The following is a 25,523-nucleotide window of genomic DNA, read 5'->3' as shown; positions in this document are numbered from 1 at the left end:
GTGCGGGATCGAATATGTGTGGCTCCGGACATAGGTGACGAATTCGTCGGGTAGTGCCACGTGATGATTCTCTACATAGGAGTAAAGGTCACCTCTCCACAGCCACTTTCCGTCGGTGTATAGGGAATCGCCGCCGAGGAACTGTCGGCCAGACCCCAGCTTGTCCTCTGACGTTCCCATAACGGCTAGAATTTCATGCCCAGCTCGCAGGTAGTCGACGATATTTCGCTGGTCAGGGTACGCCTCTGAGAGGATGAAATCCCGTATGCTACCTCGCGGATTGCGAAAGCCTCGAGACCAGAGTTCCGTGAAGTGATCCGCAATTTGCATGTAATGGCCTGTTCTATTGGGTCATCGGGGAGGAAGATGCGCCGGAGCGGGAACGCGTCCGTGGGTTGGGGGCCAAGTACGGGATCATTCGGACGCAGGTCCTGACGCCTCGCGAATCGTTGGCGTACGTACAGAAGTTGCTGGGGGAGTCATGAATGTGAACGCGCCTCAGTCGTACATAGATCAGTTGGTATGGCGCAGGAGTAGCTATAGCAGCGAGGAAGGCGGCGAATGCGTCGAGGTCGCCGCTCGCCCTTGCGAGGTCCACGTCCGTGATTCGAAGAACGCGGCCCGCACCGCACTGACCGTAGGAGTGACCGCGTGGACCGCGTTCGTCGGGTTCGCGGCGCTCTGACGGCGCCTGCGGCGAGCGGGATGGGCGCCTTGGGGCACTGCCGGGACGGGCGCTCAGGACGTCATCACCATGCGCGCATTTTTCGCACCTCCGTATGGACTGCCATTCGCTACTCCTAGGGTGACTTAATGGGGTGTGGTGCCGGTTGAGTTCCCAGCGGTCCTCTTGCTTGCGGAATCGAGTGAGGTGGCGGGCGGGTCGGATACGTGATCCTGCCAGCGCTGGATTCGGACGCGAAGGAGCATGAAATCGGCCACCCCATTTTCGATGGTGAAGCCACCGCCGCGCTCGTAAATTGCGAGCAAGGGCTCGAAAGGGTCTGGGACGTTCCTCAGGAGTTGAGGGGACCTTTCGTTGAGGGTGGCCCAATGAAGAGCTGCCATGCAGGTGCTTCGTGTACGCGGGGTGGGTATGTTTTCCGACATGTATGCAACCAGTTGGGTTACCGACTCCCCCGGGGCCCTGGCTGAGCTGTCCACGCGTTCGGCGATATCGAAAAGTGGCCACTCATCTGTACCGCCGAGCCTTCTGGCCCATAGGGCGGCTCGTCGGAGATACTCGCGCAACAGGGCTGCACGGCACTCGGCGTGTTCGTCTGCGGAGTCGTAATCGGTCCAATCGATGGCACTCAGGCGATCCAGCATGGCTTCAGTCGAATATGTGCTCGTCTCGTCACCGGGCCATTCCCTTCTCGGCGGCCGGCATGCGGGCGACATGTACGTGGCCCTCCTGGGGATACATCGGGGGGTATGGCGGGAGCGTGTGGGAGTAGGGGTAGTTCGTTTTCTGGGCTACTCGGCATGAGGCCTCGTTCGTGACCTGGTGGAGGAGGTTCAGGTGGGTCAGGCCCGTGGGGGCGAACGTGGTGAAGGCCCAGGTGGTCAGGGTTTCCAGGGCCCGGGGGGCGATGCCGCGGCCTCGGGCGCGGGGTGCTGTCCAGTAGCCGACCTCCGCCGAGGCGCTGCCGGGTGTGGCGTCCTTGAGGACTACGTGGGCCCGTAGCGCGGCTTCGGAGCCGTCGAGGTGGGTCTCCAGTACGGCGAAGGCGTAGCGGGTTCCGTCGGTCCATGCCTGCTGGTGCTGGTGGACCCAGCGCAGGCCGTCCGTCTCGTTCCGTATGACGGGGGCGCCCGGCGGGGCTTCCGTGGGGTCGTTCCGGTGGCTTTCGACGAACGCGGAGACATCCTCCTCGCACCAGGCGCGGAGAAGGAGAGCCGGGGCCGTGGCGGTTGCCGCCGCTCGCAGCACGGTGGACTTGAGGGGTGTGCGGGGCCGGAGCGATGTCGATGCCGATGTCGATGTCGAAGCCCATGCCGATGTCCATGCCGAAGACGATGCCGATGCGTTCATGGGCGTCAGTCTCGGGTCTCCCCGAGGGGGAGACTCAAGTCGCCTCCCCGAGCTCGGTCGGGTCGCTCGGCGGTCGGGGTCAGCTCGTGCCGCTCGGGGCCGTCACGTCCTCCGCCATGCTCAGCCGGATCAGGTGTGCCACCGTCGGTGCGGTGCGCTTGCTGCGGATGCGGCGCAGGTAGGTGCTGACCGTGTGCACGCTGATGCCGAGGCGTCTGGCGATCTGCTTGTGGGAGAGGCCTGCCGCGATGTGGGCCAGCACCTGGCGCTCTCTGTGGGACAGGGCCGGTGCGTTCTGGGAGCGGCTGGTTACTGGCATTTTCCCTCCGGGAGGGACTGTCAACTTCTACGAAGGCGTGACCACAACTTGATCTAACCACGGTCCTGCGGAAACAGAAAGGAATCCAAGGGGCGACAGGGCTGACCTGGGCGAATCCCAGGGTAAACCCTGGGGCGCAATGGCCAGTTGGAGTTGTCAAGTCACCAGTTCGGGGGACTGTGGGTGCGCTTCGGGGCGCGTGAGTGTGAAGGCCGTAGCGGCGCGGCGCGGCGGCACCGGACGGTGAGTGACGGGCCAGGATCGACCAGGGGGCACGCTTGAGGCACTTTCGCCTGCTCGTAGTGGGCAACGGCGTTTCGGCGTACGGCAGTTACCTGAACATGGTCGCGCTCAACGTCTTCATCTACGAGGTCACCGACAGCGCGCTGGCCGCCGGCATCTTCATGGCCGTGCGGCTGCTGACCAGCGTCGTATCCGGCTTTGTGAGCGGACGGCTGGTCTCGGCGTACGACCGTAAGCGGTTGATGGTCGGCGCCGATCTCACACAGTGCGTCGCCATGGTAGCGCTGTTGATCGCCCCCGATGCCGGCCGCGCCGGGCTTCTGTACGTCCTCGCCGTCGTCACCGGGTTCTGCTCCACCCTCTCCGGTGTCTCCCTCCGCAGCGCCATCCCCGAGATCGTCGGCCCCGAACTGCGGCTCCGCGCCAACTCGCTGCTCGCCACCGGGCGTTCCCTCGCGATGATCGCCGGGTTCGCCTCGGCCGGCGTCGTGGTCTCCCAGCTCGGCTACGTCGCCGCCATCTCCCTCGACGCCGCCTCCTTCGCCGTGTCGGCAAGTGTGCTGCTCTCCCTCCCGATCCGTACGCGGGAGGAGGGCAAGGACGCCGATGGAAGTGGCGCCCCGGAGGGCGAGGAGAAGCCCAGGCGCCTGGGAGCCATGCTCCTCCTGCGAGCCGCCCCCGTCCTCGCCGTCATGATCGTGGTCCGGGCCGCCGACGGACTTGGGTCCTCCTCCCACAACGTCGCCCTGCCCGTCTACTCCAGCTCCCTCGATCCGTCGCATCCAGCCACCTTCGTCAGCCAGTTCTGGGCCACCTGGGCCATCGGCAACATCGTCATGCAGCAGGTCGTCGGGCGGTGGGCCGGGCGCGGCGGGCGGCAGGGGCCGGGGGAGCGGGCCTTCGCCATCGGGGCCTGCGTGATGTCGGTCGCGTTCATCGTGGTCTTCGCGGGGCTTCCCACCGGCGTGGCCGTCGCCGCGGCCCTCGTCGCGGGCATGGCCGACGGCCTCACCGAGATCGCCTACGTCACGCGGCTCCAGACGGCCCCCGACGAGCAGCGCGGGCGGCTCTTCGGTCTCTCCGCCTCGGTCGAGAACACCGGCTTCGGGCTGGGCATGCTGGTCAGCGGCGCCCTGCTCGACCGGTACTCGCCGCTGACCGTGGTCGGTCTGCTGCACGGCCTCGCCATCGTGCTCTGCGCGGGGATGTTCGTCGTCCTCGTACGGCAGGCGCGTCGAGAGTCCAAAACAGGGGCCAAGGCCCCCGTACGACAAGACTCGCCGTCCGTGGAAAGCGAGGCCGAGGTCCGATGACCGCAGTGCGCAGTGGCCCCCATACGAGAAGCCCCCGTACGACAACACCAGCCCCGGACCCCGTGGCCCCCGTGGCCGTCGTCGGCATGGACTTCCGGCTGCCCGGTGGCGAGACCCCGGAGGAGTTCTGGCGGACCATCCGTGAGGGCGCCGACCGCATCCGCCGCTTCACCGACGCCGAGCTGACCGCCGCCGGGATCACCGAGGAGCAGTACTTGGCCGATGACTTCGTGGGCGCGAGCGGCGTCCTCGACGACATCGCCGGGTTCGATGCGAGCTTCTTCGGGATGAGCGCCCACGAGGCCCGCATCACCGACCCCCAGCACCGGCTGTTCCTGGAGTGCGTGCACCACGCCCTGGAGAACGCCGGTTACGCGGGGGACGCCACGCGGCGCGAAGGCAACGATGTCGGCATCTACGCCAGCACCGGCTACCACCTCTACTCCCTCCAGAGCTACCTCCAGCACAACGTCCTCAAGGAGGGCATCGCCGACTGGGTGGCGGGGCTCCAGGTCACCATCGGCAACTTCAGCGACTTCACCGCCAACCGGGCCGCCTACCGGCTCAACCTGACCGGGCCCGCCGTCAACGTCCAGACGGCGTGCTCCAGTTCGCTGACCGCCGTCCACCAGGCCGCGCAGTCCGTCGCCTACGGCGACTGTGACATCGCTGTCGCGGGCGCCACCGCCGTGCATGTGCCGCAGGTCCTCGGCTACCAGTACGTCAAGGGCTCCATCCTCTCCAAGAGCGGCTACCTGCGGCCCTTCGACGCCGACGCGGACGGCACCGTCGGGGGTACGGGCGTCGCGGCCGTCGTGCTCAAGCGGCTCGACCGTGCCCTCGCGGACGGCGACCACATCCACGGCGTCATCCGTGGCTGGGGGGCCAACAACGACGGGGCGGACAAGCGGGCGTTCACCGCGCCCAGCGCCGACGGGCAGCGCGGCGCCATCCGGCGGGCCCTGGAGAGGGCAGGCGTCGACGCGGGCAGCATCGGCTACCTGGAGACGCACGGGACGGGCACGTTCAAGGGTGACCCGATCGAGTTCGAGGGCGCCACCGCCGCGTTCCGCGCCGACACCGACCGCACCGGCTACTGCGCCCTCGGCGCGGTCAAGGCCAACATCGGGCACCTCGACGTCTGCTCGGGCCTGGCCGGCATGATCAAGGCGCTGCTGGTGCTCCAGCACGGCGTCATCCCGCCGATGGCCAACTTCCGGCGCCCCAACCCCACCCTTGACCTCGCCGCCAGCCCCTTCTACATCCCGGACGCGGCGCGCCCGTGGCCCCGGGGGGACGGGCCGCGCAGGGCGTGCGTCAGCTCGTTCGGGGTGGGCGGCACCAATGTCCATCTCGTACTCGAAGAGGCCCCGGATCCCCTGCCCCGCCCGGCCGAGGCGCCCGAGCCGCCGGGTGTCCTGGTGCTCGCGGGGCACACGGAGGCCGCGCTCGCCGACAACGCCTCGGCGCTCCGCGACCACCTGCGGGCCCACCCCGGCACGCGCCACGCGGACCTCGTGACGACGCTGGCGCTCGGCCGCGCCCACCGCAGGCACCGCCTCGCGCTGCGCGGCAAGACCGTCGCCGCGCTCACCGGCGCACTCGACGCCTGGCTCGCGGACCCGAAGCCGGGCGGGGGAGGCGGGGACGGGGCCGGCACCGGGTTCCTCTTCACCGGGCAGGGCAGCCTGTACCGGGGCGCGGCAAGCGGGCTGTACGACCGCTTCCCCGTCGTACGCGAGGTCCTCGACGCCTGTGAGCGGCAGTACGCGGAACTCACCGGCGGCGACAGCCTCCTCACCCCCCTCCTCGCGGCTGAGCACGACCCGCAGCACGACCCGCAGCACGACCCGGAGGCCGAGCCGCCCTGGCCCACCGAACTGGCGCAGCCCGCGCTCTTCGCCCTCCAGTGCGCGCTGGTGCGGCTGTGGCGCGAGGCCGGGATCACGCCGAGCGTGGTGGCCGGGCACAGCGTGGGCGAGTACGCGGCGCTGCACGCGGCCGGGGCGCTGAGCGTCGAGGACGGGCTGCGCCTGACGGCCGGGCGGGGCAGGCTGATGCGCGACCTCTGCGAGCCCGGGGCGATGGTCGCCGTGTCGCTGGAGGAGCACGCGGCGCGGGACCTCGCCGCCGAGGTGCCCGAAGTGGAGCTCGCCGTGGTCAACAGCGCCCGCGGCCAGGTCCTCGCGGGCCCGGCCGCCGCGATGGACCGCCTCGCGGAACTCCTGGCCGAGCGCGGCGTCCCCGCCCGCCCGCTCCCGGTGCGGCACGCCTTCCACACGGCCCTGATGGACCCCGTACTGCCAGGGCTCCGCGACCTGTGCGCCGGGGCCCGACTCGCCCCGTGCGCCGTGCCGTTCGTCAGCACCCTGGACGGGCGCACCCGCCCCGCGGGCTGGCTCCCGGACACGGAATATCTCGTACGACAGTCGCGTCACCCGGTGAGATTCGCCGACGCCCTGCGGAACCTCGGCACGTCGCACGCGGCCACCGCCACGCTCCTGGAGCTCGGCCCGCACACCACACTCAGCGGGCTCGTACGGCGGGAGCTGCCGGACCGGACGGCGTATCCGACGCTGCGGCGCGGGGCCGGGCTCGAACCGCTCTGGGACGCGGCGGCGGGCCTCCACCGGGGCGGCGCCCCGCTCGACTGGCGGATCTTCATGGGCGGTTCCACGGGCAGTTCCACGGGCAGCTCTACGGGCGGTTCCACGCGCGGGGCGGGGCGCAGGATTCCCCTGCCCGGCTACCGCTTCCAGCACAAGTACTACTGGACAGGGCCGGAGAACCACCTTCCACGGCCCGTACGACCTGCGAGGGATGTAACCGAAGTGGCACAGGACGAAGCAGCGGTCGAGCGTGTGCTCCAGCACATCATCAAGGTCACCGCGAAGCACCTCAGCTACGACACCAGTGAGATAGCCGAGGACGCCTCCTTCTTCGACCTCGGGGCGGACTCGCTGCAGATGATCGGCGTGCTGCGCGAGCTGGAGGGGGAGCACCGGGTCAAGGTGTCGATGCGGGAGCTCTTCGAGGAGGCGGGGACGGCGAAGGGCCTCGCCTCGGTCATCGTGGCGAAGATGGGGGTCACCGCCGCCTCGCCGGGACGCTCCGAGCCGCTTCCGGAGCAGCCGCTCCCCGCACTGCCGCTCCCCGCACCGCCGGTCGCCGCGCAGCCGCTCCCCGCGCCGTCGGTCGCCGTGCCCGTGGCGCCGCCCGCCCCCGAACCGGCGCCGGCCCCCGCCGCGTATGCCACCCGCCAGGAGGTCGAGGACCTCCAGCGGCAGATCCACCAGCTCACGCAGATGCAGTTGCAGCTCATGGGCCAGCTCTCCCAGCTGCTCACCGCCCAGGCCCAGGCGCAGACGCAGGCGCAGGCGCAGACGCAGACGCAGGTGGGCCGATGACCGCGAACCAGAGCCCGGTCTCCGCGGCGGTCGACGCGGACCTGGCCGCCATGGAGCAGCTCTCGCGCCGCATCGCGAGCCAACTGGGGACGCCCGAAGCCGCGCCGGAGTCGCCACGCCCCGCCCAGCACGGCCCCCGCCCGGAGGTGGCCCGCGCCTCCGGCATGGTCCGCGGCGGCGCCCCCGAGACCCAGCGGGCGCACCTCGACGACCTGGTGCGCCGCTACACCGCCAAGACGCCCACCTCGAAGCGGATCGCCCAGAAGTACCGCCGGGTGCTCGCCGACAGCCGGGCGGCGGTCGGGTTCCGCAGCAGTACGAAGGAGATGCTGTACCCGATCGCGGGGCGGCGGGCCAAGGGCTCCTGGATCGAGGACATCGACGGGAACCGTTACGTCGACATCACCATGGGCTTCGGCGTGCTGCTCTTCGGCCACGAGCCCGACTTCGTCACCGAGGCCGTCCGCGAGCACCTCTCGCGCGGCATCCAGCTCGGCCCGCGCAACGTGGAGACCGGCGAGGCCGCCGAACTGCTCGCCGAGCTGACCGGCATGGAGCGCGTCGCCTTCGCCAACTCCGGCACGGAGGCGAACTCGGCCGCGATCCGTCTGGCCCGCGCCGCCACCGGGCGCAACCGCGTCATCACCTTCGAGGGCGCCTACCACGGCCACAACGACAACGTCCTCGGCCGCTCCCCGCGCACCGGCGGCGAGGGCCCGACCACCGTCCCGATGTCCGCGGGCATCCCGCAGAACGCCGTCGCCGACCTGCTCGTCCTGCCGTACGGCAGCGAGGAGAGCCTGTCCGTCATCGAGCGGCAGGCGGGCGACATCGCCGCGGTCGTCGTCGAGCCGGTGCAGAGCCGCCACCCCTCGCTCCGGCCGACGGGCTTCGTGCGCCGCCTGCGCGAACTGACCAGGCGCCACGGCATCGTGCTGCTCTTCGACGAGATGCTGACCGGCTTCCGCCCCGCGCCCCGTGGCGCCCAGGAGCTGTACGGAGTCACCCCGGACCTCGCCACCTACGGCAAACTGCTCGGCGGCGGCTTCCCCATCGGGGCCATCGCCGGGCGCGCCGACATCATGGACGGCATCGACGGCGGCCACTGGAGCTACGGGGACGACAGTTACCCGCAGGCCGACACCACGTTCTTCGGCGGCACCTACATCCAGCACCCGGTGTCGATGGTCGCCGCCCGCGCCGTCCTCGGCCACCTCAAGGAGCACAGCCCGCGGCTCCAGGAGCGGCTGAACGCCCGCACCGACGAGCTGGCCGCCACGCTCAACGCCTTCTTCGAGGCGGAGGAGTTCGCGCTGAGCCTGAGCCACTTCGGCTCGCAGTTCCGCTTCGAGCACCGCGCGGACATGGAGCTGCTCTACCACCACCTCATGCTGCGCGGCGTGCACGTGTGGGAGTGGCGCAACTTCTTCCTCTCCACCGAGCACTCCGACGGCGACATCGAGTTCGTCGCCGACGCCGTGAAGGGCTCGCTGCGGGAGCTGCGGGACGCCGGGTTCTTCCGTACGAAGGCGAAGGCGAAGCCGCGCGCGGCGGCCACGGCGGCCACGGTCGCCGCCCCCGGGGCGAAGGTGCAGGCCGTGGCCTGGAACACCGCCGCCACGGCGCGCCGCGCCCCCGACACGGCCCCCGAGACGGTCCCCGAAGCCGCGCCCGCCGAAAAGCCCGCCGCCACCCGCCCCCTCGACTTCGGCGTCTACTTCTTCGGCGACTACCCCCAGGACGACACCGCCCCGAAGCACGGCAAGTACGACCACCTCCTGGAGACCGCCCGCTTCGCCGACCGCAACGGCTTCCACTCCCTGTGGATCCCCGAGCGGCACTTCCACTCCTTCGGCGGGCTCTTCCCCAACCCCGTCGTGCTCGCCGCCGCGCTCGCCCGCGAGACGGACCGCATCCGCATCAACGCGGGCTCCGTCGTGCTCCCGCTGCACGACCCGATCCGCGTCGCCGAAGAGTGGTCGATGGTCGACAACCTCTCCGGGGGCCGCGTCGGCATCGGCTGCGCGAGCGGCTGGCACGCCAACGACTTCGCCTTCTTCCCCGACCGCTTCGGCTCCCACAAGGAGCTGATGTACGAACAGGTCGAGCAGGTACGTCAGTTGTGGCGCGGCGAGCCGCTGCGCCGCACCACGGGCGCCGGCGAGGCGGACCTGCGGCTCTTCCCGCGTCCCGTCCAGGACGCCCCGCCGATGTACACGGCGGTCGTCGGCAACCCGGCGTCGTACGAGCTGGCCGCACGCCACGACCTGGGCATCGTCACCAACCTCATGACCCAGAGCGTCGAGCAGCTCGGCGAGAACATCGCGCTCTACCGGCGCACCCGCGCCGCCCACGGCCTGGACCCCGACGCGGGGCACGTCTCCGTGCTCCTGCACACCTACCTCGCCGAGGACCACGCGGCGGCGCGCGCCGAGGCCCGGGAGCCGCTGTCCCGGTACATGCGGGCGTCCCTGTCGCTCTTCGGCAACGTCGCGGGCAGCCTCGGCCAGAAGGTCGACCTGTCGGGGATGACCGACGACGACCTGGACGTCGTCTTCCGCCGCGCCTACGACCGCTACTGCGACCAGCGCGCCCTCATCGGCAGCCCGCAGAGCGTGCGCCCGGTCGTCGAGGAGGTGCGCGCGGCGGGCGCCGACGAGGTCGTCGCGCTGGTCGACTTCGGCGTGGCACCCGGTGCGATGCGCGAAGGCCTCGTACACCTGGACGCGCTGCGACGTACGTGCACGACCGCCACGGCGACCACGACGGCGACCACGACGGCGACCGGCAAGACGACCGCCACCACGACCACGACCGTGCCCGCCGACCCGGGGGCGCCCCTGTCGCCGGGCCAGCAGCGGGTGTGGTTCCTGGAGCGGATGCTGCCGGGCCGCACCGCGTACAACGAGGTCAAGGCCATCGAGCTCGAAGGCCCCCTCGACGTGCCCGCGCTGCGCTCGGCGCTGTCCGCCCTCACCGCCCGGCACGAGCAGCTCCGCACCGTCTTCCGTGAGGTCGGCGGCGAACCGCGGCAGTTCGCGCGGGCGGCGGGCGAAGGGGAAGTGGACTTCGCGGTCGTCGACGGCACGCGGCCCGGAGGCGACGCGGTCGCCGCCACCCTCAGGGCCGAGAGCGAGCGCCGCTTCGACCTGGCGGACGGGCCGCTGTTCGTCACGCGCCTGGTCCGGCTCGGCGAGCGGCGGCACGTGCTCGTCCTCTCCCTGCACCACATCGTGATGGACGCGGCGTCGGCCGCGGTGCTCGCGCGGGACGTGTCCGCCCACTACCGGGCGGAGGTCACGGGCGCCCCGCCCGTCGGTCTTCCCGACCTGCCGCACACCTACGCCGACCACGCCCGCGCCCAGCGCGACTCGCTCGGCGGCGCGAAGGCGGCCGAGGACCTGGCGTACTGGAAGAAGGCGCTCGACGGCGACCTGCCCGTCCTCGCCCTGCCGACGGACCGGCCCCGCCCCGCCAGGATGACGTCGAACGGCCGCGCCCTCTTCCGCACACTCGACCCCGAACTCTCGGCTGCCGTGCGGAAGTTGAGCAGGGAGCGGCGCAGCACCCTGTTCATGACGCTGCTCGCCGGGTACGCCGCGGCCCTGCACCGGGTCACCGGCCAGGACGACCTCGTCATCGGCACCCCGATGTCCGACCGCGCCCCCGCGTACGAGAACGTCGTCGGCTTCTTCGTGAACACCCTGGCCCTGCGCCTCGACGTCTCGGGCGACCCGGACTTCGGCACGCTCCTGGACCGGGTGCGCTCGGTCGCCCTTGACGCCTACGACCACGCCGACGTGCCCTTCGAGGCGGTCGTCCGGGAGCTGGACCCCACGCGGGCGCTCGACCGGACGCCCGTCTTCCAGACGCTCGCCGAGTTCGAGACCGGCGATCCGTTCCGCTTCGAGCTGCCCGGGGTGCGCGCGACCCCGCTCGACTCGGGCCCCGACAAGGCGCTGACCGACCTCAGCGTGTACTTCACCGACCAGCCGGACGGCGTCCGCTGCCACCTGGAGTACAACACCGACCTGTTCGACGAGGCGACGATCGAGGCGCTCTTCGGGACGTTCAGGGACGTGCTCGCCGAGGTCACCGGCACCCCGGCCGCCGTACCGGACGCGTGGCGGCGCGGACGCACCCGGCAGCGCACCCGCAGCACCGTCCACGCCCTGGCGTCGCGCTGGGCCGAGGCGGCACCCGACCGCACCGCCGTGATCAGCGGCGACGCGACGCTGACCTACCGGGACCTCGACGAGCGGGCCGAGCGCCTCGCGGCCGTCCTGCGCGAGCGTGGCCGCGAAGGGGCGCCGGTCGCCCTGTGGCTGCCGCGCGGCGCGCGGCTGATCGTCGCCATGCTCGCGGCGCTCAAGTCCGGCCACGGCTATGTGCCGCTGGACCCCGGGCAGGGGCGCGCCAGGGCCGAGGCCGTCCTCGCGGAGAGCGGCGCCGGAGTCCTCGTGGTGGACGGAGCCGAGGAGCCGCCCGAGGTGCCGCGGGGCGTGGCGGTGGTCGACGCCACGGCCGCACCCGCCGACACGGACACCGGCCTCACCGACACGGACACCGGCCCCACCGGCACGGACGCCGCACCCCCGGTGCCCCCCGGCCCCGACGCGCTCTGCTTCGCGATCTACACCTCCGGCAGCACCGGTACGCCCAAGGGCGTGGCCGTGCCGCACCGGGCCGTGGTGGACCTGTGCCAGTGGCACCACGAGCGCTTCGGGTTCACCGCGGACGACCGCGCCGCCGCCGTATGCAGCCAGGGCTTCGACGCCGCCGCCCTGGAGATCTGGCCCGCGCTGACCGCCGGCGCCACGGTCGTCGTCGCCGACGAGACGGTCCGCAAGGACCCCGCCGCCCTCGCCCGCTGGTACGCGGACCGCCGCGTCACCTTCTCCATCTTGCCCACGGCACTCGGCGAGGCGGTCCTCGCGCTGCCGGACGACGCACAGCCCCCGCTGCGGCACCTGCTGCTCGGCGGCGACGTGCTCCGCACCCGGCCGCGCGCGAGCGCCCCGTACGAGACGGTGAACGTCTACGGGCCCACCGAGGTGACCGTGCTCTGCACGACCCAGCCGGTGGCGCCGCTCGGCGCCGGAGGAACGGCGGCGGACCCGATCCCGATCGGCCGCCCTGTCGACAACGTCACGCTGCGCGTGCTCGACGCCCATGGCCGCGAGGTGCCCGCCGGCGAGGTGGGCGAGCTGTATGTGGGCGGGCCGGGAGTGGCCACCGGCTACCTCGGCCGCCCGGACCTCACGGCGGAGCGCTTCGTCCCCGACCCGCTCGACCCGCTCGGCGGCGCGGGCCCGCTCTACCGGACGGGCGACCTGGTGTGCTGGACCGCCACGGGCGCCCTGGAGTTCCGCGGCCGCTCCGACGACCAGGTGAAGATACGGGGCTACCGCGTCGAGCCCGAAGAGGTCACGCGGGCGCTCAACGCGCTGCCGGACGTCGCCGAAGCGGTCGTCCTCGCCCGCCGCGACCGGCGGGGCGAGGCCCGGCTCGCCGCCTACGCCGTGCCCGCCACGGCGACGGCCGGGGAGCAGGCGACCGCCGACCGCCTCACACGGGAGCTGGCCGCACGGCTCCCCGACCACCTGGTGCCGCGCGCCTGGGCGCTGCTCCCCGCGCTCCCGCTCTCCGGCAACGGAAAGCTGGACCGGGCCGCGCTGCCGGAGCCGTCGCTGGTCACCGCCACGGAGGGGCCGACGCGCGCGGCCCAGGCTTCCGAGCCCGCCGCTTCCGGGCCCGCCCCCCGAGAGGTCGAGGCCCGGCTGCGGACGCTGTGGGCCGAGGAGTTCGGTGTCGCCGCCGGCACGATCGGCCCCGAGGCCTCCTTCTTCGAACTCGGCGGCCACTCCATCACGGCGATCCGCCTGGCCAACAGCGTGCGGGAGGAGTTCGGCACCGAGTACCCCGTGGCCCGCTTCTACGAGGAGCCCACGCTCCGCGCGATGGCCGCGTACCTGGGCCGGGCAGGGACCGAGGCCGGGCCGGGCGTCACGGAGGCGGCCGTCGGGGCCGTGCCCGAAGGCCGCGCCCCCGTCACCGCCCAGCAGAGCGCCTTCATCACACGGCACCTGTCCCACCCCCGCCCGCAGATCTACAACGTGGCGATGCGCCTGACCCTCACGGGACGGCTCGACGTACCGGCCCTGCGCACGGCCCTGACGCGCCTGGTCGCGCGGCACGAGGCGCTGCGCACTCGCCTCGTGGAGGACACGGCGACGGGGGAGTGGCAGCAGGAGGCGCTGCGGCCCAGGCCGGTCGAGCTGCCCGAGGAGGACCTGGTCGCGAGCCTCGGCTCGGTGGCCGACGCCGAGGCGGAGGCCGAGCGCCTGGCGGCGGAGACGGCCGCGGCACCCTTCGACATCCGGGCCGAACTCGCCCCGGTCCTGCGGCTGTTGCGCACCGACAGCGACCGGTGGGTCCTGCTCTTCGTGCTGCACCACGCGGCCTGCGACGGCTGGTCGGTCACCATCCTGCTCCGTGAACTCGCCGCGCTGTACCGGGCGGCGGCCACCGGGGAGCCGCACGGCCTGGCCGCGGACCCGCCGCAGCCCGGCGCGTACGCGCGCTGGCAGCAGGAGCACGGCCGTACGCGGGACAAGGGCCGCCTGGTCGACTACTGGGCGCGGCAGCTCGAAGGCGCTCCCTTCTCGGCGTCGCTGCCGCTCGACCGGCCGCGTCCGGCGGAGCTGAGCGGCGCGGGTGACGTGGTGCTGTTCGGGGTGGGGCGTGAGGTGCGCTCGGGCGTGGAGAGGCTTGCCCGCCGGCACCGCACGACGCCCTTCGCGGTGACGGCGGCGGCCATGGCCCGCCTGATCGGCGAGGTGACGGGCGAGCGGGACGTCCTGCTCGCCATCTCCTACGCCAACCGCGACCGGCGGGAGTTCGAGGCCCTCGCGGCCTGCACGGTCTCGTCCTTCACGCTGCGCGTCCGCGGTGACCGGGCGGCCGGGTCGTTCGCCGCGCTGGTGGACCAGGTGGCGCGGAGCGCGGTCGAGGCGATCGACCACGCGACGCCGCTCCGTGCGGTGGCGGCCGACCTGACGGCGGCGCTGGGCACCGAGGTGCCCGACAAGCTGCCGATCGGCTTCCAGTACCAGAACTCGCTGGAGACGGACATCGAACTGCCGGGCCTGACCACGGCGGTCGAGGATCTGGCCGTGCCGGGCGCGCGCTCGGAGTTCAACTTCGGTCTCATCCCCACGGGCGACGTGCTCTCCGGCTATCTGGAGTTCTCGACCGACCTGTGGGACCGCGCCACGGTCGAGGCCTGGACGACCGCGTACGTCGACCTGTTGGCCGAGGGTGTCGCCGAGGCGCTGGGCGGTGACGCCTGACCGTCGCCACGCCAGGAGCCGGCGGGGCCGCCCGCGGCGGCCGAAACTCGGTCGCGCGCCGGACTCGGCAGCCGTTACGGTGCCGATCATGCTGCCCGAGGTGAACACCGAAGAGGAGTGGGACCGCGTCATCCCCGACGAGGCGGTGATGCGGCCCGGAGCCGAGGACCTCTGCGCCCGGCTCGGCCTCGCCGGAGCGCCCCTGGTCCGCTACGCGGAAGGATCACAGCCCGTCTACGCGGTGGGCGACGCGCACGTACTGAAGCTCTTCCCCAAGGCGGCGGCCGAGGACGGCGTCGCCGAGGGCCGCGTCCTGAGCCACATCCAGGACCGGCTGCCCGTCGCCACGCCGCGCGTCCACGGTGTCGGTTCGTACGACATCGGCTGGCGTTACGTCCTGATGGACCGGCTGCCCGGCGAGGACCTCGCCGTCGCCTGGCCGCGCGTCCCGCCCGCCGACCGGGAGCGGATCGTCACCGAAGCGGCCGAGGCGCTCGCCGCGCTGCACGCCCTGGACCACCGGCCGCTGGCCGATGTCCTGGGCCCCGGCGACTGGGACGCGTTCGTGCGGCGTCAGCGGGCGGGGGCGGTCGAGCGGCAGCGCACGTGCGGCCTGCCGGAGAACTGGCTGGCGCAGATCCCCGGCTTCCTCGGCTCCGTCACGTTCGACGGCGCCGGGTCGCCGAGCCGGCGCGCCCTGCTGCACACCGAGTTCATGCGCCAGCATCTGCTGGTGGACCCCGACGACGGATGGCGGCTCACCGGGCTGCTCGACTTCGAGCCCGCCATGATCGGCGACAGGGCGTATGACTTCGTGGGCGTGGGCCTCTTCGTCACCCGCGGCGAGCCGGGGCTCCTGGCCCGCTTCATGAAGGCGTACGGCGAGACGTTCCCGCCCCGCCTGCTCCTCGCGTACACGCTGCTGCACGTCTACAGCAACCTGCCCTGGTACCTGCGCGAGCTGCCCGCCCCGCCCGAGCCGACACTCGACGCGCTCGCCGAGACCTGGTTCGGACACCGCTGATCACTCCGTTTCGGACCGTTCGGCGACGCGGCGCAGATGGGCGGCGAGCACGGCCTCCGCGTCCGGGGTCAGGGTGCGCAGCGCCACCATGGCCGTGACGATGACGTCGCAGAGCTCGGCGCGGACGTCGTCCCAGGTGTGGCTCGTGCCCTTGCGCGGGTTCTGGCCCATGGCGCCGATGACCGCCTCGGAGACCTCGCCGACCTCCTCGGAGAGCTTCAGCATGCGCAGGAGCAGCGCCTCCTGCGGGGCCCGCTGGTTGTGGGACTCCAGCCAGTCGTGGAGGCGGCCGATGGTGTCCCACGGGTCCGGGGGAGTCGCGGGCGTGTGCGGGGCGGCCTGCGGCGGGCCCGGTCGGTCGTTCATGGCCCGCAGCCTGCCACGCGGGCTACTCCTCGGGCGAGGCGCTCTCGCGTACGTTCTTCTTGCGCGCCCCCAGGGTCACGAGCACCCCGACCGCGGTGCCCGCGAGCGCCGCCGGGACCATCCACGCGCGGTTGAGGGAGTGGCCGATCGCGTGGTCGAGGGAGTAGCGGCCGGGGCCGGTCACGGCGATGGCCGCGGCGGTCATGCCGAGGAACGCCGGGTATTCGTAGCCGCCGCCCTGGCTGAAGAAGCCGTTCGGCGCGTGCACGGCCGAGGCGCCGGCCATCGCGCCGGCCGCGGCGGAGCCCGCCGCCGGGGTGGCGAGGCCCAGGGCGAGGAGTGCGCCGCCGCCGGCCTCGGCGAGCCCGGCGACCAGGGCGTTGCGCTTGCCGGGCTTGTAGCCGATGGACTCCATGAAGGCGCCCGTGCCTTCGAGGCCGTGGCCGCCGAACCAGCCGAACAGCTTCTGGGCGCCGTGTGCGACGAGCACCCCTCCGGTTCCCGCACGCAGGAGCAGCAGTCCGAGATCGCGGCGGTCCAGGCACGTACAGGTCATCGGGGGCTCCCAAGGCAGTGGGCGGGAAACGGGGACTGTCCTCTCCCACCGTCCGACGGACCGGGCCCCGGCACCCGGCCCAGGCGGCCGTACGGGTGAGGGGCGCCGGTGCCCCGGTGGCGCGGCGGCCCGCCCGGTGTGAGCGTGAGCCCATGAGCATCCAGGTGAACCGGCTCGGCGACCCCTCGGTCCGGGCCTTCGTGGCCGCGGTGAACGCCCACGACAAGCACGCCTTCGAGGCACTCCTCGCGCCCGGCGCGACCATGTCCGACGACGGCTCCGACCGTGACGTCGCCGAGTGGACCGAGCGGGAGATCTTCTCCTCGCGCGGCCACATGGACGTCGAGTCGGAGTCGGACGGGGGCCGCGTGCTGCTCGTCACCTACCGCAACGACACGTGGGGCGAGATGCGCACCAAGTGGCGCTTCACCCTGGACGGCGCGGGCCGGATCTCCCACTTCGAGACGGGCCAGGCCTGAGGGTCAGTGGCAGCTGACGTTCCCGGAGCCGGTGCGGGACCAGGAGCAGGAGTCCTGGAGCGAGCCGCTCGGCTTGATGAGGCGGGCCTTGTCGCCGGTGTTGTTCCAGACGTAGCTGCCGCGGCCCCAGTAGCGCACGCCGGAGACGTTGGTGCCCTTGCCCGTGCGGACCTTGACGGTCTTCCCGGCGCCGATCTTGTAGCTGCCGAAGGTGTAGGTGTACCCGGTCTTGTCCTTGAGCTTGTAGCCCTTGAGCTGGATCGGGGACCGGGTGTTGTTGTGGACGTTGACCCACTCGGCGTTCAGCGACGAGTTCGAGCGGGTGTCGCGGCCGGGGCTGTCGTACTGGATGGAGCCGAGGTGCAGCCCGCCCTGGTGGCTCGCGGCCGACGCGGGCGACACGGCGAGCAGGGCCGCCGACAGAGCGGTGGCGGCGAGGACGGCGGGGACGGCGGTGCGTATGCGCAACAGATGCTCCAAGTGTGAAGGTCTCGTGGAGAGACGCTGAGCATACGGTGTGTGGTGCCCCTGATTAGGGCGGTAGGTCCGATTCCACTTGTGTGGATATCGGCCGCGCGGCCGCCCCTTGCGAGCCGCCCGGCTGCCGCCCCGGGGTCTCGCCCCGCCGCGTCGCGTCAACCCCGCCCGACGTAGGGCATGTTGGTGGCCAGGACCGTCGCGAACTGGACGTTCGCGTCGAGGGGCAGCTCCGCCATGTGCCGTACGGTGCGCGCCACGTCGGCCACGTCCATCACCGGCTCGCCCGCCAGTTCGCCGTTGGCCTGGAGGATCCCGGACCGCATGCGCTCGGTCATGTCGGTCGCGGCGTTGCCGATGTCGATCTGCCCGACGGCGATCCGGTACGGCCGCCCGTCCAGGGAGAGTGACTTCGTCAGGCCGGTCAGGGCGTGCTTGGTCGCCGTGTACGCCACCGACCGGGGCCGCGGGGTGTGCGCCGAGATGGAGCCGTTGTTGATGATCCGGCCGCCCTGCGGCTCCTGCTCCTTCATCTGCCGGAAGGCCGCCTGCGCGCAGAGGAAGGCGCCGTTGAGGTTGGTGTCGACGACGTGCCGCCAGGCCTCGTAGGGGAGGTCCTCGACCGCGACGCCGCCGGGGCCGAACGTGCCGGCGTTGTTGAAGAGCAGGTCCAGGTGCCCGAACCGCTCGCGCACGGCGGCGAAGAGCGCCGCCACGTCCTGGGGCCGCGACACGTCGGTCGGTACGCGCAGGACGGCGTCGTCCCGCACGCCGCTCCCGGCGCGGGCGAGGGAGGCCGTCTCCTCCAGGGCCTCCGCCCGGCGGCCGGCGAGCGCCACCGACCAGCCCGCGGCGAGCAGTTCGAGGGCGACGGAGCGGCCGATTCCGGAACCGGCTCCGGTCACCACGGCGGTCTTCGCGGCACCCTTCACGGCGTCCTTCGCGGCGGCCTTCCCTTCGGTCGACGGGACGGCGGTGCGGGACGGGTCCGGCGCGGGAGTTGGCTCAGCGTTCATGGCCCCGCAGCGTACGGGAGGGGCGTCCACGCGGACATCATCCGCCCGCCATCCGGCTGTTGTGTACGCGACAGGCCGCCGTCGTCCCGCGCGACTTCGATGCCCCTGACACCAATCGTCAGGGAAGGGTCCAATGACACCCGCAGGCACGCATCACGCACCCGAGCTCCGCGCCGCTGCCCAGCACCTCGGGCGCCGCCGTTTCCTCACCGTCACCGGAGCGGCCGCCGCGCTCGCCTTCGCCACCAACCTGCCGACCGCGGGCGTCGCCGCCGCCGCGGAACTGGACGCCCGCCGCATCAAGGACGACCCCTTCACGCTCGGCATCGCCTCCGGCGACCCGCAGCCCACCTCCGTCCTGCTCTGGACCCGCCTCGCGCCCGCCCCCTACGAGCCGGGCGGCGGCCTGCCGAAGGAGCGCGTCTCCGTCCGCTGGGAGCTCGCCCACGACGCCCGCTTCCGCCGGGTCGCCAGACGCGGCACGGCCACCGCGCACCCCGAGTTCGGCCACTCCGTACACGTCGAGGCGGACCACCTGGACCCGGGCCGCCGCTACTACTTCCGCTTCCGCGTGGGCCAGTGGACCAGCGAGACCGGCCGCACCCGCACCGCGCCCGCGGCGGGCAGCAACCCCGGCTCGCTGACCCTCGCCGCCGTCTCCTGCCAGGCCTACCACGACGGTTACTTCACCGCCCACAAGCACCTCGCGCAGGACGACGTCGACGTCGTCTTCCACCTCGGCGACTACCTCTACGAGTACGCCGTGAACGCGGTGGGCGGCGCCCGCAACTACACCGACCGCACCCTGCCCGCCCACTACAACAAGGAGACCAAGACCCTGGAGGACTACCGCCTGCGGTACGGCCTCTACAAGTCCGACCCCGACCTGCGGGCCGCGCACGCCGCGCACCCCTTCGTCGTCACCTGGGACGACCACGAGACCGAGAACAACTACGCCGACGACATCTCCGAGAACGGCGACCCGGCCGCGGAGTTCCTGCTCCGCCGCGCCTCCGCCTACCGTGCGTACTGGGAGAACCTGCCGCTGCGCCGCCCCCAGCTCCCCAAGGGCCCCGACGCGCAGCTCTACCGCCGCCTGGTGTGGGGCCGCCTCGCCCAGTTCGACATCCTCGACACCCGCCAGTACCGCTCCGACCAGGCGTACGGCGACAAGGCCCACGCCGCAGGCCCCGAGACGGACGACCCGGCGCGCACCATCACCGGCGCCACGCAGGAGCGCTGGCTCCTCGACGGCTGGCGCCGCTCGCGCGCCCTGTGGAACGTCGTCCCCCAGCAGGTCACCTTCTCCCAGCGCAAGCTGGACCTCACCGCGCAGGCCAAGCTCTCCATGGACGCCTGGGACGGCTACCGCGCCTCCCGGCAGCGGGTCCTCGCGGGCGCGAAGGCCGCGGGCCTGGAGAACCTGATGGTGCTCACCGGTGACGTGCACGTCGGCTACGCCTTCGACATCAAGGCCGACTTCGACGACCCCTCCTCCAAGACCCTCGGCACGGAGATCGTCGCCACGTCCATCGCCAGCGGCAAGGACGGCGCCGACAAGCCGGCCAACTGGGACACCTACACCCAGGCCAACCCGCACCTGAAGTTCTACAACGGGCGGCGCGGTTACGTGACGGTCGACCTCGGCCGGGATTCGGCGCGGGCCGACTTCAAGACGCTCGACGCCGTCACGAAGCCGGGGGCGCCGCTGAAGACAGCGGCGTCCTTCGTCACCGAGGCGGGCGACCCCGGGCTTCGGCCGGCGTAACCGCCCCGGGGGCTCCGCCCCGGACCCCGCTCCTCAAACGCCGGAGGGGCTGAAACCACAGCCCCTCCGGAGCTGCGAACATGGGGGAGGAACACGAAGCCACTGGGAGGGGCGAGATGCCTGAGCGCGGGCAGACAACGGAACAGGACCGGATACGGAAGGCGGCGGAGCCGACGAGCCCCGTCGCCCTCCGCCGCACCGGAGCCCTGGTGACCCTGGTGCTCGGCGGTCTCACCGCCGTCCCGCCGTTGTCCATGGACATGTACCTCCCGGCACTGCCGGAGGTCACCGACGCCCTGCACTCCCCGGCCGCGACCGTCCAGCTCACCCTCACCGCCTGCCTCATGGGCATGGCCCTCGGCCAGCTCGTCGTGGGCCCGATGAGCGACAAGTGGGGACGCCGCAGACCGCTCCTCGTCGGCCTGCTCGTCTACATCGTCGCCACCGCGATCTGCGCCTTCGCGCCCACCGCCGAGCTCCTCATCGGCTTCCGCCTGCTCCAGGGGCTCGCGGGGGCGGCCGGCATCGTCATCGCCCGCGCCATCGTCCGTGACCTGTACGACGGCGTGGAGATGGCCCGCTTCTTCTCCACCCTGATGCTGATATCCGGGGTGGCCCCGGTCATCGCACCCGTCATCGGCGGCCAGGTCCTGCGCATCACCGACTGGCGCGGCATCTTCGTCGTCCTCACCGTCGTCGGCATCGCCCTGACCTTCCTGGTGTGGCGGATCCTGCCCGAGACCCTCGCCCCGGAAAAGCGGCACAGCGGCGGCACCGCCGAGGCGCTGCGCACCATGCGCTCGCTCCTGGCCGACCGCGTCTTCACCGGCTACATGGTCGCGGGCGGCTTCGCGTTCGCCGCCCTCTTCGCCTACATCTCGGCCTCGCCCTTCGTGATCCAGGAGATCTACGGCGCCTCGCCGCAGACCTTCAGCCTCCTCTTCGGCGTCAACTCCATCGGCCTGATCGCCGTCGGCCAGATCAACGGCAAGGTCCTCGTCGGCCGCGTCAGCCTGAACAAGGCGCTCGCCTACGGCCTCGCCACCATCGCCGTCGCCGCCACCGCCCTGCTCCTCATGACGACCGGTGTCTTCGGTGACGTCGGCCTGTTCCCCGTCGCCGCCGGGCTCTTCGTCCTGATGTCGGCGATGGGCCTCGCCATGCCCAACACCCAGTCCCTCGCCCTCATCCGCACCCCGCACGCCGCCGGGTCCGCCTCCGCGCTCCTCGGCACCTCCTCCTTCCTCGTCGGCGCCATCGCCTCGCCGCTCGTCGGCATCGCGGGGGAGGACACCGCCGTCCCCATGGCCGTCGTCCAACTGGTCTGCGCGCTGGCGGCCATCGCATGCTTCGTGGGACTGTGCCGCCCCTGGCAGCACAAGCCCACGGAGGAGGCGGACCACTGAGCTCACCACGACTCCTGCGCGCCGGCACCCCCGAGCGCGCGGGCCTCGACCCGGACGAGATCGGCCGTCTGGTCACCGAGGTGCGCGACCTGACGCGCGGGCCACACCCCTGGTGCGCGGGCGCCGTCGTCGTCGCGGGCCGCGGCCCCGTCATCGCCGCCGAGGAGGCGGCCGGGTGGGCGGTGCGCTACGCCTCGTACGACCCGAAGACCGGCCGGGGCGTCGAGCTGCCCCGGGAGTGGCGTGTCCCCATGCGGGTGGACACGCCCTTCGACCTGGCCTCGCTCACCAAACTCTTCACGACCGTCGCCGCCGTGCAGCAGCTCGAGCGCGGCACGCTCGGCATCGACGCGCGCGTGGGCGCGTACATCCCCGACTTCCGGGGCGCCGCCGCGCACGGCGTCACCGTCCGCCAGCTCCTCACCCACACGTCCGGGTTCCGGCCCGAGCTGCCGCTGTACGACTGTCCCGACAATGTCTCGCGGCTCGCGGCGCTGCGGGCGGAGGAACCGGTCGGGGAGCCCGGCGACTACGTCTACTCCGACCTGAACATGCTCCTGCTCCAGCACATCCTGGAACGCCTCACCCGGCGCTCCCTCGGCCACCTCGTGCGCGAGGGCATCACCCGGCCGCTCGGCATGGCCGACACCGGCTTCGGGCCGCGCCCGGACGCCGCCGCCACGGAGGACCAGCGCAGACCGTGGGCCAAGGCCGACCGGGGGATGCTGCGGGGGGTCGTCCACGACGAGAACGCCTGGGCGCTGGGAGGTGTCGCCGGGCACGCCGGGCTCTTCTCCACCGGGCGTGACCTCGCGGTCTTCTGCCGGACGATCCTCTGCGGGGGGTCTTACGGCAGGGCCCGGATCCTTGGGCCCGACTTCGTCGAGCTGATGCTGATGGGGAGTGGGCTCGGGTTCGGGATCGACCAGCCCTGGTTCATGGGGGAGCTCGCCGGGCGTGGCGCCGCCGGGCACACCGGCTTCACCGGGACGTCCCTCGTTCTCGACCCTGCCAGCGACACGTTTCTCGTGCTGCTCGGCAATGCGGTGCATCCGCGGCGCGGGGCCTTGGACAGTTCTCCGCGGGCGCGGGCGGCCACTCGGCTGGCCAGGGCCGCCGCCCTGTAGGACCCGTAGACTTTCGGGGTGAACGTGCCCCTCTCCATCAGTCCTGCTGACGCCCTGCGTGCCGCGCTCGGGGGGCTGCTCGACGGGCTGCCGCCGACGCAGGCCGCGCGGGCCGTCGACCGGCTCATCGCCAGTTACCGGGGGCTGACGCCCACCGACGCGCCGATCCTCCGGGACCGGGCGGATGTCGCCGCGTACGCCGCGTACCGGATGCCCGCGACCTTCGAGGCGGTGTGCTCCGCCCTGGAGGGACTCGCCGGAGCGGCGTCCGAGGGGTGGGCGCCCGGCAGCCATGTGGACGTCGGCGGTGGCACCGGGGCCGCCACGTGGGCGGTCGCCGAGACCTGGCGGGGCGAGCGGCCCGTCACCGTTCTCGACTGGGCCGAGCCCGCGCTCGCCCTGGGACGCGAACTCGCGCAGGGCGTGGAGCAGTTGGCGTCCGTACGGTGGGAGCGCGCGCGGATCGGGGGCTCGCTCGTGATCGAGGACGCCGATCTCGTCACCGTGTCGTACGTCCTGAAGGAGCTGACGGAGGCCGACCGGCGCTCCGTCGTCGACGCGGCGGCCGGGGCCGCCACACAGGCCGTCGTCATCGTGGAGCCCGGCACCCCCGACGGCTACGCCCGGATCATCGAGGCCAGGGACCGTCTGATCGCCGCCGGATTCCGCGTCGCCGCGCCCTGCCCGCACAGCGCGGCCTGCCCCATCGAGCCCGGCACCGACTGGTGCCACTTCTCGGCGCGGGTCAGCAGATCGTCCCTGCACCGCCAGGTCAAGGGCGGCTCACTCGCGTACGAGGACGAGAAGTTCAGCTACGTGGCGGCGACCCGCTTCGACCCCGTACCGCCGACGGCGAGGGTGGTGCGCCGACCGCAGATCCGCAAGGGCCAGGTGCTCCTCGACCTGTGCGTGGCCGAGGAGCAGTTGCGCAGGGAGACCGTGACCAAGCGCCACGGCCCCCTCTACCGCGCGGCGCGCGACACGGACTGGGGCGACGCGTGGCCGCCCCGGTCCGCGGAGTGACACAGGCTCTTAGGAGCCGGCGCCCCACGTGCCCTGGTTGACCGCGCAGCTCCAGCCGTTGCCGCGCACGGTGAACTTCACCCGGTAGTTACGGGTGCTCAGCAGGTGCGTGCGCACCTTGAAGCCCAGCTTGGCCTTGGGCGCGAGGCTCTTGTCGTAGACCTTGGCGGTCTGCGACGTCCTGCGGGTGATCTTGCCGCCGGTCGGCGTCGCCTTGCCGAAACGGATGTTCTTGACGTTGGTGACGGTGAAACTGACCTTCTTGAAGGTCTTGGTGCTCTTGCTCTTCAGCCCGAAGTACAGGCCCCCGTTGGTCACCCACCCGTTCCGGTCGACCTGGAAGCGGGAGGTGTAGATGATGTCGATCGGGCAGCCCGAGCTCTGCGCCGCGGCGCTCGGAGCGGCCGAAGCGGTCCGCGCGGTCGGCTTCTCCGACGCGGACGCGGCCCCCGCCACGCCGAGTTGTGCGGCGGTCAGGGCCCCCGCGGTCGCCAGAATCGCGGCAGATGTGCGCATACGGTTCACTGCGCTGATACCTCTTCCCCCTGGGCCCGGGAGATGCCGGGCCCGACTGTTTGGTTGTCGTGACACGGCTGCACAAATGGGTCTCGTGTGGCCGTGCGCCCGTATTGGTATCACGCGGGGTTGCGTGTGGGGAGGGTGAGCCGAGGAGTCGGGACGAATTCGTGAACTTTTCGTGAGGGACCGCCGGGGGAGCCGGCTCCCGGCTAGTCCCGTAGCTCCTGGGTGCAGCACTTCACGCTGCCGCCGCCCTTGAGCAGCTCGCCCAGATCCATCCCGATGGGCTCGAAGCCGCGGGCCCGCAGCGGTTCGTAGAGCCCCACCGCGGCCTGGGGCAGCAGCACGTGGTGACCGTCGGAGACGGCGTTGAGCCCGAGCGCCTCGGCGTCCGGCTCCTCGGCGATCAGCGCGTCGGGGAAGAGCCGCCGCAGGACCGCCTGGCTGCCCGGCGAGAAGGCGGCCGGGTAGTACATGACGTCGTCCGCCGCGTCGTCCAGGACGGCGAGCGCGGTGTCCAGGTGGTAGTAGCGGGGGTTGACCAGGTCGAGGCCGATGACCGGGCGGCCGAAGAACTCCTGGGCCTCGCCGTGCGAGAGCGGGCTGGCCCGGAAGCCGCGCCCGGCCAGGACGTAGGAGGAGGTGACGGCGAAATCGCCCTCGCCCTCGTTGATGTGGACGGGTTCGTGCACCTCGGTGAAGCCGTGCGCGCGGAACCACTCCAGGTGGGCCGCGGCCTCGTCCTCGCGCTCGCGGTGGGCGAAGCGCGCGCCGAGCACCCGCCCGTCGACGACGGTCGCGCCGTTCGCCGCGTAGACCATGTCCGGCAGCCCGGGGTGGGGGGTGAGCTCCTCGACGGTGTGGCCGAGCGAGCGGTAGCGGTCGCGCAGGTCTTCCCACTGGGTGACGGCCAGCGGTACGTCGACGGGCTTGGCGGGATCCATCCAGGGGTTGATGGAGTAGGTGACCTTGAAGTGTGCCGGTGGGCACATCAGATAGCGCCGGGGTGTGGCGCGCCGAGGAGAGCGAGGACTACGGGACAAAGAGGGCTCCTCACGACCGCAGGGTCAGTTGCTGCCCGGGTTGGGCCAGC

The 25,523-nt window shown here is 72.1% G+C and carries 18 protein-coding genes; 10 read left to right on the top strand and 8 right to left on the bottom strand.

Annotated features, from left to right (window positions below):
- Positions 1-481 precede the first annotated feature (481 nt).
- Positions 482-685: a DUF397 domain-containing protein gene (locus ACRAKF_RS12520; RefSeq protein WP_447037093.1), complete on the top strand. Its 204-nt coding sequence runs from the start codon at positions 482-484 to the stop codon at positions 683-685.
- A 672-nt stretch (positions 686-1,357) separates the two neighbouring features.
- Here the strand turns inward: ACRAKF_RS12520 and ACRAKF_RS12515 are convergent.
- Entirely contained in the window at positions 1,358-1,933 is a 576-nt protein-coding gene (locus ACRAKF_RS12515; RefSeq protein WP_447037092.1) for a GNAT family N-acetyltransferase, read from the bottom strand.
- A 181-nt stretch (positions 1,934-2,114) separates the two neighbouring features.
- Positions 2,115-2,354, bottom strand: a complete 240-nt coding sequence (locus ACRAKF_RS12510) for a response regulator transcription factor (RefSeq protein WP_447037091.1) — start codon at positions 2,352-2,354, stop codon at positions 2,115-2,117.
- 278 nt (positions 2,355-2,632) lie between these two features.
- Between ACRAKF_RS12510 and ACRAKF_RS12505 the strand changes: the two genes are divergently transcribed.
- From ACRAKF_RS12505 to ACRAKF_RS12490, 4 genes are all read left to right on the top strand, one after another.
- On the top strand, positions 2,633-3,910 hold the full coding sequence (locus tag ACRAKF_RS12505; protein ID WP_447037089.1) for an MFS transporter: 1,278 nt from the start codon (positions 2,633-2,635) through the stop codon (positions 3,908-3,910).
- A gap of 71 nt (positions 3,911-3,981) precedes the next feature.
- A complete protein-coding gene (locus ACRAKF_RS12500) occupies positions 3,982-7,317 on the top strand; it encodes a type I polyketide synthase (protein WP_447037088.1) in 3,336 nt (1,111 codons plus the stop codon).
- Positions 7,314-14,669, top strand: coding sequence for a MupA/Atu3671 family FMN-dependent luciferase-like monooxygenase (locus tag ACRAKF_RS12495; protein WP_447037086.1), 7,356 nt, complete (start codon positions 7,314-7,316; stop codon positions 14,667-14,669). Before ACRAKF_RS12500 ends, ACRAKF_RS12495 begins: the two co-directional genes overlap by 4 nt.
- A gap of 88 nt (positions 14,670-14,757) precedes the next feature.
- Positions 14,758-15,693: an aminoglycoside phosphotransferase family protein gene (locus ACRAKF_RS12490; protein ID WP_447037084.1), complete on the top strand. Its 936-nt coding sequence runs from the start codon at positions 14,758-14,760 to the stop codon at positions 15,691-15,693.
- On the opposite strand, the gene ACRAKF_RS12485 is transcribed toward ACRAKF_RS12490, so the two are convergent.
- Both ACRAKF_RS12485 and ACRAKF_RS12480 read right to left on the bottom strand, forming a co-directional pair.
- A complete protein-coding gene (locus ACRAKF_RS12485) occupies positions 15,694-16,059 on the bottom strand; it encodes a MazG-like family protein (RefSeq protein ID WP_447037082.1) in 366 nt (121 codons plus the stop codon).
- Between the two features lie 22 nt (positions 16,060-16,081).
- Positions 16,082-16,615 carry a DoxX family protein gene (locus ACRAKF_RS12480; protein WP_447037080.1) on the bottom strand — a complete coding sequence of 178 codons (534 nt, stop codon included), beginning with the start codon at positions 16,613-16,615 and terminating at the stop codon, positions 16,082-16,084.
- Between the two features lie 152 nt (positions 16,616-16,767).
- Here ACRAKF_RS12480 and ACRAKF_RS12475 point away from each other — a divergent pair, with 152 nt between their 5' ends.
- Positions 16,768-17,094, top strand: a complete 327-nt coding sequence (locus tag ACRAKF_RS12475) for a nuclear transport factor 2 family protein (RefSeq protein WP_447037078.1) — start codon at positions 16,768-16,770, stop codon at positions 17,092-17,094.
- A gap of 3 nt (positions 17,095-17,097) precedes the next feature.
- Here ACRAKF_RS12475 and ACRAKF_RS12470 read toward each other — a convergent pair whose 3' ends face one another.
- Entirely contained in the window at positions 17,098-17,562 is a 465-nt protein-coding gene (locus ACRAKF_RS12470) for a lamin tail domain-containing protein (RefSeq protein ID WP_447037077.1), read from the bottom strand.
- 167 nt (positions 17,563-17,729) lie between these two features.
- Positions 17,730-18,587, bottom strand: a complete 858-nt coding sequence (locus ACRAKF_RS12465) for an SDR family oxidoreductase (protein ID WP_447037075.1) — start codon at positions 18,585-18,587, stop codon at positions 17,730-17,732.
- 133 nt (positions 18,588-18,720) lie between these two features.
- On the opposite strand from ACRAKF_RS12465, the gene ACRAKF_RS12460 reads away from it, so the two are divergent.
- From ACRAKF_RS12460 to ACRAKF_RS12445, 4 genes are all read left to right on the top strand, one after another.
- Positions 18,721-20,355, top strand: coding sequence for an alkaline phosphatase D family protein (locus ACRAKF_RS12460; protein WP_447037073.1), 1,635 nt, complete (start codon positions 18,721-18,723; stop codon positions 20,353-20,355).
- Between the two features lie 116 nt (positions 20,356-20,471).
- A complete protein-coding gene (locus ACRAKF_RS12455) occupies positions 20,472-21,761 on the top strand; it encodes a multidrug effflux MFS transporter (protein ID WP_447037071.1) in 1,290 nt (429 codons plus the stop codon).
- On the top strand, positions 21,701-22,888 hold the full coding sequence (locus tag ACRAKF_RS12450) for a serine hydrolase domain-containing protein (protein WP_447037069.1): 1,188 nt from the start codon (positions 21,701-21,703) through the stop codon (positions 22,886-22,888). Before ACRAKF_RS12455 ends, ACRAKF_RS12450 begins: the two co-directional genes overlap by 61 nt.
- Before the next feature lie 18 nt (positions 22,889-22,906).
- Positions 22,907-23,911, top strand: a complete 1,005-nt coding sequence (locus tag ACRAKF_RS12445; protein WP_447037067.1) for a small ribosomal subunit Rsm22 family protein — start codon at positions 22,907-22,909, stop codon at positions 23,909-23,911.
- A gap of 9 nt (positions 23,912-23,920) precedes the next feature.
- Here ACRAKF_RS12445 and ACRAKF_RS12440 read toward each other — a convergent pair whose 3' ends face one another.
- Positions 23,921-24,427 carry a hypothetical protein gene (locus ACRAKF_RS12440; RefSeq protein ID WP_447037066.1) on the bottom strand — a complete coding sequence of 169 codons (507 nt, stop codon included), beginning with the start codon at positions 24,425-24,427 and terminating at the stop codon, positions 23,921-23,923.
- 212 nt (positions 24,428-24,639) lie between these two features.
- Positions 24,640-25,473 carry a dimethylargininase gene (ddaH, locus tag ACRAKF_RS12435; RefSeq protein WP_447037064.1) on the bottom strand — a complete coding sequence of 278 codons (834 nt, stop codon included), beginning with the start codon at positions 25,471-25,473 and terminating at the stop codon, positions 24,640-24,642.
- Positions 25,474-25,523: the final 50 nt, after the last annotated feature.

The organism is Streptomyces sp. DSM 118878, assembly GCF_052936595.1.
This window is presented reverse-complemented; position numbering and strand designations above follow the sequence as displayed.